The sequence below is a fragment of the Bacteroides sp. D2 genome (assembly GCF_025147085.1).
GTDB lineage: Bacteria > Bacteroidota > Bacteroidia > Bacteroidales > Bacteroidaceae > Bacteroides.
The window spans coordinates 1,786,321-1,798,254 of record NZ_CP102261.1; the positions used below are offsets into that span (position 1 = coordinate 1,786,321).

Consider the following 11,934-nt stretch of genomic DNA (forward strand, 5'->3'; position numbering starts at 1 on the left):
ATATTTTATTTCCTTTGTACAAATCTGAAAAACATGATAAGAAAGAGCCTTTTATTGTTAGCTTTACTTTTTACTTCATGGATTGTGCAAGCACAATCCTATTTATTCAAGCATCTGGAAGTGTCGGACGGATTGTCTAATAATTCTGTAAATACTATTTATAAGGATCGTGACGGATTCATGTGGTTTGGCACGACTACCGGATTGAATCGTTATGATGGATATACTTTTAAGGTTTATCAGCATGCCGAGGACGAGCCGGGATCTTTGCCGGATAATTATATCACTGATATTGTAGAAATGCCTGATGGACGGTTTTGGATAAATACTGCCCGGGGATATGTATTGTTTGACAAGGAACGGGATTGTTTTATCACCGATGTTACCGGATTTATGAAGACTCTCGAATCATGGGGAGTTCCGGAACAGGTTTTTGTAGACCGGGAAGGGAATGCCTGGCTTAGTGTGGCAGGTGAGGGATGTTACCGTTACAAGGAAGGCGGAAAAAGACTTTTCTTCTCGTACATGGAACATTCGTTACCGGAATATGGAGTGACACAAATGGCAGAATGCAGTGACGGGATCTTGTTGATTTATAATACAGGACTACTTGTTTGCCTGGATCGTTCCACATTAGCAGTAAAATGGCAGTCTGATGAAATCAAAAAATATATTCCGGAAGGAAAGAAGATAGAGCTTTCGCTCTTTGTAGACAGAGACAATTGCATCTGGGCATATAGTCTTATGGGAATCTGGGCGTATGACAGCGGAACAAAAAGTTGGCGGACAGACTTAACCGGTATTTGGTCGTCACGTCCGGACGTAATCATTCATGCGGTGGCACAGGATATAGAAGGCAGAATCTGGGTTGGAAAGGATTATGACGGTATAGATGTGCTTGAGAAAGAAACTGGAAAAGTGACTTCTCTTGTTGCCCATGATGACAATGGACGGAGTTTGCCTCATAATACAATTTATGATTTATACGCTGATAGAGATGGTATCATGTGGGTGGGAACTTATAAGAAAGGAGTATCTTATTATAGTGAAAGTATCTTTAAGTTCAATATGTATGAATGGGGAGATATAACCTGCATAGAGCAGGCAGATGAAAATAGATTGTGGTTGGGAACGAATGACCATGGGATTCTTTTGTGGAACCGTTCTACAGGAAAGGCGGAACCTTTCTGGAGAGATGCCGAAGGACAGTTGCCGAATCCGGTTGTGTCTATGCTAAAGTCAAAAGACGGCAAATTATGGGTCGGAACATTTAATGGAGGGCTGTATTGTATGAATGGTTCTCAGGTGCGTTCTTATAAGGAGGGTGCCGGAAATGCTCTGGCAAGTAATAATGTCTGGGCATTGGTGGAAGATGATAAGGGGAGAATCTGGATTGCTTCCTTAGGAGGTGGTTTACAATGTTTGGAACCGTCGTCCGGTACTTTTGAGACTTATACGGGTAATAACTCGGCTCTGCTGGAAAATAATGTTACCTCTTTGTGTTGGGGAGATGATAATACATTGTTTTTTGGAACTGCCAGTCAGGGAGTAGGCATGATGGATATGCGTACTCGTGAAATAAAAAAAGTTCAAGGTCAGAGCGGTAGCACGAAAATGTCGAACGATGCGGTAAATCATGTGTACAAGGATAGTCGGGGACTGATATGGATTGCTACACGTGAGGGATTGAACGTATATGATGTAAGACGCCATCTGTTTCTTGATTTATCTCCTGTTGCAGAGGCCAAAGGAAGTTTTATTGCTGCGATTACGGAAGATCAGGAGCGTAATATGTGGGTATCGACCAGTAGGAAGGTAATCCGGGTGACAGTAGCTTCTGACGGAAAAGGGAGTTACCTTTTTGATTCCAGGGCTTATAATAGTGAGGACGGATTGCAGAATTGTGATTTTAACCAGCGTTCTATCAAAACCTTGCACAATGGAATCATTGCCATTGGAGGTTTATATGGGGTCAATGTTTTTGCTCCCGATCATATACGCTATAATAAAATGCTGCCTAATGTGATGTTTACAGGTCTTTCGTTGTTTGATGAGGCAGTAAAGGTGGGACAGTCGTATGGTGGAAGAGTATTGATAGAAAAGGAGTTGAACGATGTAGAAAATGTCGAGTTTGATTATAAGCAGAACATTTTCAGTGTATCTTTTGCTTCGGATAACTATAATCTGCCGGAGAAAACTCAATACATGTATAAGTTGGAAGGGTTTAATAATGACTGGCTAACCTTACCGTTAGGAGTACACAATGTCACTTTTACGAATCTTGCTCCGGGAAAGTATGTTTTGAGAGTGAAAGCGATAAATAGTGACGGTTATGTCGGCATGAAGGAAGCGACGCTGGGTATTGTAGTCAATCCTCCTTTCTGGATGTCATGGTGGGCCTATTTGTTGTATGCCATCGGTTTGGTGGTCGTGCTTTTCGTGGCACGCTACCGGATGCTGAAACGTGAACGTGAGAAGTTTCATCTTCAGCAGATAGAAAACGAGGTGGCGAAGAACGAAGAAATCAATAATATGAAATTCCGTTTCTTCACGAACGTCAGCCATGAATTGCGTACACCGCTTACATTGATTATTTCTCCTTTGGAGGGTATGCTGAAAGAAACAACCGATGAATTGCAAAGTACACGTTTGCAGTTGATGTATCGCAATGCGCAGCGGTTGTTGCACTTGGTCAATCAACTGCTCGATTTCCGTAAAGGGGAGATGAGTACTCATCAGTTGTCTCTGTCGGAAGGAGATATTATCTCGTATGTGCATAGTGTTTGCAACTCTTTCCTGTTGATGGCGGATAAGAAACACATTCAGTTCTCTTTCTTCTCGGGGATAGATACATTCTCAATGGCTTTTGATGCTGACAAGGTGGGAAAGATTGTCATGAATCTGCTTTCCAATGCCTTTAAGTTTACTCCCGAAGGAGGACGGGTGACGGTGATGATAGAGCATGTGGCTGGAACTCCTGATATGCTGGAGATCAAGATTGCCGATACCGGAATAGGAATAAGTGATGTGGATAAGGAACATATCTTCGAGCGTTTCTACCAGGCAGATCATAAGGGGGTAGAGGAAACTACCGGAAATGGTATCGGCTTGAGTTTGGTACGTGACTTTGTAACTCTGCATGAAGGAGAAGTGAAGGTCTTTGATAATATAGGAACAGGCTCCGTTTTCGTTATTCAGTTTCCGGTAAAGCATGTGGAGACACAGGTGCAATTGCCGCCAGAGACAGGTATATCGATCGGGGAGGAAGAAGATAAGGAGATAAAAGAGGAAACGGAACGCAAGGATTTCCCATTGTTGCTGATAGTAGATGATAATGAAGACTTCCGTATCTTTATGCGTTATAGTCTGGAATTGCAGTATCGTGTCAAACTGGCTGTGAATGGTAACGAAGCATGGGAGATGATGCAGGAAGAATTACCCGATCTGGTTATCAGTGATGTGATGATGCCTCAAATGGATGGTAATGAGTTGTGCCGTCTGATTAAGCAGGATAAGCGCACAGCGCATATCCCTGTGATTTTGCTGACAGCACGGCAGAATACCGAAGCGAAGCTGGAAGGATTGCAGACGGGAGCGGACGATTATGTAACGAAGCCGTTCAATATGACTATTCTTGTATTGCGTATCCGTAAACTGATAGAATTAAGCCGCTATCATCGTGTCACCCAGGGAATGATTGACCCTGCCCCCAGTGAGATTGTGATTACTTCATTGGATGAGAAGTTGATAGAGAAAGCAATCAAGTATGTGGAAGATAATATGTCGCGTACCGAACTCTCGGTAGAGGAGCTTAGCCGGGAACTGGGTATGAGCCGTGTGCATCTGTATAAGAAATTACTCCAGATCACAGGAAAGACGCCGATTGAGTTTATCCGTGTGATCCGCTTGAAACGGGCAGCGCAATTATTGCGTGAAAGCCAGCTTCATGTATCTGAGGTAGCCTTCGAAGTAGGCTTTAATAACCCTAAATATTTCAGTCGTTATTTCAAGGATGAATTTGGTGTTTTGCCCTCTGTTTACCAGGAAAAAGAAGGGAAATAACAAATGATACCTCTGAAAAAAACATATCGTCCGGTCACTGTTTAAAAGTTCCCCTTCTATAAAACATTAGAAGGGGAACTTTTCATTTATAGTACTTACTTTTGCGATATGAGAAAATATATTGTTGAACCCTAAAGGTAGGTATGATTATGAATATGAAAAACATTTTCTGTTGCCTGTTGCCGGGACTTCTTTTCGGAGCATGTGCCAATAAGGTCTATGAGGAAGCAGGCGACAGCGTGATAGTTAAAGTACAACAGGAAGTAACGGGAGGTCCCCGACTGGTTCGTCTGCAAGTGATGGGAGATAAATTAATCCGTGTTTCTGCTACTGCCGACAGCAAGTTTGCCGATCCGCAAAGTTTGATTGTTGTTCCGCAGGAAAAACAAATCCCATTTGCCGTCATGCAGAATGGCGATACGATTACAGTGTCTACAGAAGAAGTGAAAGCGTCCGTACTGGCCAGTACCGGAGAGGTGTGGTTTGTGGATAAAGACGGAAAGTTAATCCTGCAGGAAAACAAGGGAGGAGGAAAGAAGTTTACTCCAATCGAAGTAGAAGGGACAAAGGGATATACGATCTGTCAGGTTTTTGAATCTCCTGAAGATGAAGCGTTCTACGGATTGGGGCAGCATCAGGCGGATGAATTTAATTATAAGGGTAAGAACGAAGAACTGTTCCAATACAATACGAAAGTCTCTGTTCCATTCGTTGTTTCAAATAAGAATTATGGTATACTGCTGGATAGCTATTCATTGTGTCGTTTCGGTAATCCGAATGACTACTCCCAATTGAACCGGGTCTTTAAGCTTTATGATAAGACAGGTCGGGAAGGTGCGCTTACCGGTACTTATGTGCCGAAAAAAGGAGAGACGTTGGTTCGCCGGGAAGACTCCATTTATTTTGAGAATCTGAAAACGATTCAGAATCTTCCGGAGAAATTGCCGTTAATGGGGGCTAAGGTCACTTATGAAGGCGAAATAGAACCTGCTCAAACAGGAGAATTTAAGTTTATTCTTTATTACGCCGGATATGTCAAGGTCTATTTGAATAATGAACCGGTGGTGCCGGAACGTTGGCGGACTGCATGGAATCCTAATAGCTATAAGTTTGCTGTTCATCTGGAAGCAGGGAAACGTGTGCCGTTGAAAATCGAATGGCAGCCTGATGGTGGGCAGTCTTATTGCGGGCTGCGGGCATTGACTCCTGTAGATCCGGCAGAACAGGGAAAACAGTCATGGTGGAGCGAGATGGCAAAGCAGCTTGATTATTATTTTGTGGTTGGTGAGGATATGGATGAGGTAATCAGTGGCTATCGGACTCTGACCGGAAAGTCACCTGTTATGCCGAAATGGGCAATGGGTTTCTGGCAAAGTCGGGAGAAGTATAATACACAAGATGAAATGTTGGGCGCTCTGAAAGGTTTCCGTGATCGTAAAATCCCGGTGGATAATATCGTACTGGATTGGAATCACTGGCCGGAAAATGCCTGGGGGAGTCATGAGTTTGATAAGGCACGCTTTCCGGATCCCAAAGCAATGGTCGATTCCATTCATGCTATGCATGGGCGTATGATGATTTCGGTGTGGCCTAAGTTCTATGTTACTACCGAACATTTCAAGGAGTTCGACAAGAATGGGTGGATGTATCAGCAGTCTGTCAGGGATAGCTTGAAAGATTGGGTAGGTCCCGGTTACCATTATGGTTTTTATGACGCTTATGATCCGGATGCACGTAAACTGTTTTGGAAGCAGATGTATGAGCACTATTATCCGTTGGGTATCGATGCCTGGTGGATGGATGCCAGCGAACCGAATGTACGTGACTGTACCGACTTGGAATATCGGAAGGCTTTGTGCGGACCTACGGCGTTGGGTTCCTCTACGGAATTTTTCAATGCTTATGCACTGATGAATGCAGAAGCCATTTATGACGGTCAGCGCGGAGTGGATAATAATAAGCGTGTGTTCTTATTGACCCGTTCGGGATTTGCCGGGTTACAGCGTTATTCTACAGCTACATGGAGTGGAGATATCGGTACACGTTGGGAGGATATGAAGGCACAGATTTCTGCCGGACTGAATTTTGCCATGAGTGGAATACCTTACTGGACAATGGATATTGGCGGCTTTTGTGTAGAGAACCGTTATGTAGCGGGACAGAAGCAATGGAATGCGACAAAGACAGAAAATGCCGATTATAAAGAATGGCGTGAATTAAATGCCCGTTGGTATCAATTCGGTGCATTCGTTCCTCTGTATCGTGCACATGGACAATACCCGTTCCGTGAAATATGGGAGATTGCTCCGGAAGGGCATCCGGCCTATCAATCGGTTGTTTATTATACCAAGCTACGCTACAATATGATGCCGTATATTTATTCGTTGGCAGGCATGACCTGGTTTAATGATTATACAATCATGCGTCCATTAGTCATGGATTTTACAGCGGATACCCAAGTGAATAATATTGGTGACCAGTATATGTTCGGTCCTTCATTTATGGTATCTCCGGTTTATCGATATGGTGACCGTAGTCGTGAGATTTATTTCCCCCAGGCAGAAGGCTGGTATGATTTTTATTCCGGTAAATTCCAGCCCGGAGGAGAGAGAAAAGTAATAGAGGCTCCTTATGAGCGTATCCCGCTGTATGTGCGTGCAGGCGCTATCGTACCGTTCGGAGATGATATTCAGTATACGGATGAAAAACCGGCGGATCATATCCGTTTATATATTTATCAGGGGGCTGATGGAGAGTTTACGCTATACGAAGATGAGGGGGTGAATTATAACTATGAACAGGGTATGTACGCCATGATACCGATGAAGTATGATGAGGCTACTAAGACTTTAGTAATCGGTGAACGCCAGGGAGAATTTCCGGGTATGTTGAAGGAACGTACTTTCACTGTAGTTACGGTTAATAAGGAGAAAGCACAACCGTTTGATTTGAATGCGAAAGGAGTGACTGTGAAGTATAATGGCAGCGAGCAGACATTGAAACTGTAAGCTGAATGATAGGATTCGATGATGATTGGGAAACTGAAATATTTGATACTGGGGAGCTGTCTGATGCTGTTGGGAGCATGTAACAGTTCTTCTCCCATTTCTCCACGCGAGCGGTCTGACTTTAATGCGGATTGGCGTTTCCACTTGGGAGACGGACTACAAGCTGCACAACCCGGTTTTGCCGACAATGACTGGCGGGTATTGAATCTGCCTCATGATTGGGCGATTGAGGGAGACTTTAGCCGTGAAAATCCTTCCGGCACAGGGGGAGGGGCGCTTCCGGGTGGAGTTGGATGGTATCGCAAAACTTTTAGTGTAGACAAAGCTGATATAGGAAAGATCTTCCGCATTGAGTTTGACGGAGTATATATGAATTCGGAAGTATTCATCAACGGTGCTTCGTTAGGAGTGCGTCCTTATGGGTATATTAGTTTCAGCTATAATCTGACCCCTTATCTGAAATGGGATGAACCGAATGTGCTGGCTGTGCGTGTGGATAATGCCGAACAACCCAATTCACGTTGGTATTCGGGTTGTGGCATTTACCGGAATGTATGGCTAAGCAAGACTGGTCCGATACACGTAGCCGATTGGGGAACGTATGTCACGACATCATCGGTTGACAAGGGAGAGGCTGTACTGAATCTTGTTACTACCATTGTGAATGAAAGTGATACAAATGAAAATATCACGGTCTGCTCATCCTTGCAGGATGCTGAAGGCAGAGAAGTTGCCGGAACACGGTCGGCAGGAAAAACGGAAACTGGCAGAGAAGCTGTTTTCGCCCAGCAATTGACTGTAAAACAACCGGAGTTGTGGGATATTGATACTCCTTATTTGTATACATTGGTTACCGAGGTGATGCGAAACGAGGAATGTATGGATAGGTATACGACTCCTGTCGGTATCCGTACATTTAGTTTTGATGCCCGGAAAGGATTTACATTGAACGGTAGGCAAACCAAGATTAACGGGGTATGTATGCACCATGATCTGGGTTGTCTGGGGGCAGCTGTCAACACACGTGCCATTGAACGGCAATTGCAGATTCTGAAAGAAATGGGATGCAACGGCATACGTTGTTCCCATAATCCTCCCGCACCCGAACTGCTTGATCTCTGTGATCGTATGGGATTTATCGTGATGGATGAGGCTTTTGATATGTGGCGGAAGAAAAAAACAGCACATGATTATGCCCGTTACTTCAATGAATGGCACGAGCGCGATTTGAATGACTTTATTTTGCGTGACCGCAATCACCCTTCTGTCTTTATGTGGAGTATCGGTAATGAAGTCCTCGAACAGTGGAGTGATGCTAAAGCGGATACATTGAGTCTGGAAGAGGCCAATTTGATCCTGAATTTTGGGCATTCTTCTGAAATGTTGGCAAAAGAAGGAGAGGAGAGTGTCAACTCTTTGCTGACGAAGAAATTGGTAAGCTTTGTGAAAGGGCTTGATTCTACCCGTCCTGTCACTGCCGGATGCAATGAACCGAATTCCGGCAATCATTTATTCCGTTCCGGTGCACTGGATGTGATTGGCTATAATTATCATAATAAAGATATTCCTCATGTTCCGGCTAATTTTCCGGACAAGCCTTTTATCATTACTGAAAGTAATTCGGCATTGATGACACGTGGATACTACCGTATGCCCAGTGACCGGATGTTTATCTGGCCCGAGCGTTGGGATAAACCCTTTGCTGATTCTACTTTTGCCTGTTCATCTTATGAGAACTGTCATGTGCCTTGGGGAAACACTCATGAAGAAAGTCTGAAGTTAGTCAGAGACAACGACTTTATCAGCGGGCAATATGTGTGGACAGGATTTGATTATATCGGAGAACCGACTCCTTACGGATGGCCTGCACGTAGTTCATTCTTTGGTATTATCGATCTGGCAGGTTTCCCCAAAGATGTCTACTATCTATATCAGTCGGAATGGACAGATAAACAAGTGTTGCATCTTTTCCCGCATTGGAACTGGACTCCGGGGCAGGAGATCGATATGTGGTGCTATTATAATCAGGCTGATGAAGTGGAATTGTTTGTGAATGGAAAGTCGCAGGGAGTGAAATGTAAAGATGCTGATAACCTGCATGTTGTTTGGCGTGTAAAGTTTGAACCGGGAACGGTGAAGGTCGTTGCACGCAGAAAGGATGAAGTGATAGCAGAAAAGGAAATTCGTACAGCCGGAAAGCCTGCAGAAATTCGCCTGACTCCTGATCGTTCAGTTCTGGCTGCTGATGGAAAAGATTTGTGTTTCGTCACTGTAGAGGTGCTGGATGAAGAAGGGAATCTTTGTCCGAATGCAGATAATTTGGTGAATTTCACAGTGAAAGGTAATGGTTTCATCGCAGGAGTGGACAATGGAAACCCGGTATCGTTGGAACGCTTTAAGGATAAAAAGAGGAAAGCATTTTATGGAAAATGCCTTGTTGTAATTCAGAATGACGGGAAACCGGGAAAAACGGAGCTGACAGCTACTTCGGAAGGGCTTCGGCAAGCCGTGGTAAAGGTCTCGGCAAAAGATTGTAAACTGTAAATGATTATTGGAATAATGAAGATATTTTTATTGACTATATGTTTCCTGTCTGTTCAGACAGGCATGGTGGCGATTGCTCAAGACAAGAAACAAACACTGGTGTATCTGGATGATGCACAACCGATAGAGGTTAGGGTACAGGATGCGCTGAACCGTATGACTGTGGAGGAGAAAACTCGTCTTAGTTATGCACAAGGGAAGTTTAGCTCCCCTGGCTGTCCCCATTTGGGTATCCCTGAACTTTGGGTGAGTGACGGACCCCACGGCGTGCGTGCCGAAATTAACTGGAATGATTGGGGATATGCCGGATGGACGAACGATAGTTGCACTGCTTTTCCTGCACTGACCTGTCTGGCAGCTAGCTGGAATCCGCTATTGGCAGAGAAATATGGATATGCCATCGGTGAAGAAGCCCGTTATCGTGAAAAGGATGTTTTGTTGGGACCGGGTGTGAATATCTATCGTACCCCGCTCAACGGACGTAACTTTGAATATATGGGGGAAGACCCTTATTTAGCCTCGGAGCTTTGTGTGCCTTATATTCAGGGAGTGCAGAAGAATGGAGTAGCCGCCTGTGTGAAACATTACGCACTGAACAATCAGGAATTATGGCGGGGACATATCGATGTGCAACTAAGCGACCGTGCATTGTATGAAATATATCTGCCTGCTTTCAAGGCTGCTGTAGAAAGAGGTAAAACGTGGTCTGTTATGGGAGCTTATAATAAAGTGCGTGGAACCCATGCTACCCATCACAAATTGTTGAATAATGATATCTTGAAGGGGGAATGGAACTTCGACGGATGCGTCATCACGGACTGGGGAGCTGCACATGATACTTATGAAGCTGCCATGTACGGATTGGACATTGAAATGGGATCTTACACAAATGGTTTGACTTCGGAATCGGAATTTGGTTTTGATGATTATTATTTGGGTAAGTCTTATCTGAAAATGGTTCGCGAAGGTAAGATTCCGATGGAGGTAGTGAATGATAAGGCCGCACGTGTGTTACGTCTGATTTTCCGTACAGCGATGAATCGCCGGAAACCGTTCGGTGCACTGACCAGCGAAGAGCACTATCGTACAGCTTATGAGGTTGCAACAGAGGGCATTGTCTTGTTGAAAAATGGGACAGGTAAGAAACAGCCTGCATTATTACCTATTCCCCAGGGAAAATATAGACGTATTTTGGTTGTGGGAGATAATGCTACCCGTAATTTGATGTTAGGCGGCGGCTCTTCGGAGTTGAAGGTTCAGAGGGTGGTTTCACCATTGGAGGGTATAAAAGCGAAGTTTGGTGAGAATGTGGTTTATGCACAAGGCTATACAAGCGGTCGCCCGATGTATGGCCGGGCGGATGTTGTTCCACAGACAACTGTAGATTCTTTACGTAATGACGCGGTAGAAAAAGCAATGAATGCGGACTTGGTGATCTTTGTCGGAGGACTGAATAAGAATCATTTTCAGGATTGTGAGGGTGGTGACCGTCTGTCGTATGGACTTCCTTTTGGACAGAATGAATTGATAGAAGCTCTGTTGAAAGTAAATAAGAATCTGGTAGCAGTGATTGTTAGTGGAAATGCAGTGGAAATGCCTTGGGTGAAGGAGATACCTTCTATTATTCAGTCGTGGTATTTAGGCTCTGTCGGCGGAGAGGCACTGGCTGATGTGTTGAGCGGAGATGTGAATCCCAGCGGTAAGTTACCTTTTTCTTATCCGGTGAAACTGGAAGATTGTCCGGCACACTTCTTCGGTGAGATTAGTTACCCGGGTGATAGTATCCGTCAGGAATATAAAGAAGATATTTTGGTTGGTTATCGCTGGTATGATACGAAGAAGATTCGGCCGCTCTTTTCTTTTGGCTATGGTATGAGTTATACCGCTTTCGAATATAGTAAGCCTGTGGTATCGGCTAAAACAATGAATGCTGATGGCAGTATTGATCTTACTGTAAAAATTAAGAATACAGGAAAAATAGCAGGGAAAGAGATCGTTCAGTTATATATTGGCGACGAAGAGTGTAGTGTTCTTCGCCCGGTAAAAGAGTTGAAGGACTTTCGGAAAGTACAGCTTCTTCCGAATGAAGAAAAAGAAGTGAAGTTTACGATTAAACCGGAAGCATTGCAATTCTTTGATGATAAACAGCATACTTGGGTGGCAGAACCTGGTAAATTTAAGGCATACATTGCCGCTTCTTCTTCTGATATTCGCGGTACGGTGACATTCGAGTATACCCAATGATAAAGTTAACAGGTTAATACACAGCGTTTAGTGGGCATATAGATACAGCGCGGTGGATATATACTCACCATTGTGT

Annotated in this window: 4 protein-coding genes; all 4 read left to right on the forward strand. The window is 44.1% G+C overall.

Features of this window, described 5'->3' with window-relative positions; genetic code table 11:
- The first annotated feature begins 33 nt into the window (after window positions 1–33).
- Entirely contained in the window at window positions 34–4,062 is a 4,029-nt protein-coding gene (locus NQ505_RS06070) for a two-component regulator propeller domain-containing protein (protein WP_032854034.1), read from the forward strand.
- A 143-nt stretch (window positions 4,063–4,205) separates the two neighbouring features.
- A complete protein-coding gene (locus tag NQ505_RS06075; RefSeq protein WP_198286899.1) occupies window positions 4,206–7,070 on the forward strand; it encodes an alpha-xylosidase BoGH31A in 2,865 nt (954 codons plus the stop codon).
- An 18-nt stretch (window positions 7,071–7,088) separates the two neighbouring features.
- Complete coding sequence (locus NQ505_RS06080) at window positions 7,089–9,614, forward strand: glycoside hydrolase family 2 TIM barrel-domain containing protein (protein ID WP_032854033.1); 2,526 nt, start codon at window positions 7,089–7,091, stop codon at window positions 9,612–9,614.
- 15 nt (window positions 9,615–9,629) lie between these two features.
- A complete protein-coding gene (locus NQ505_RS06085; RefSeq protein WP_009001147.1) occupies window positions 9,630–11,858 on the forward strand; it encodes a glycoside hydrolase family 3 C-terminal domain-containing protein in 2,229 nt (742 codons plus the stop codon).
- The last annotated feature ends 76 nt before the right edge of the window (window positions 11,859–11,934 follow it).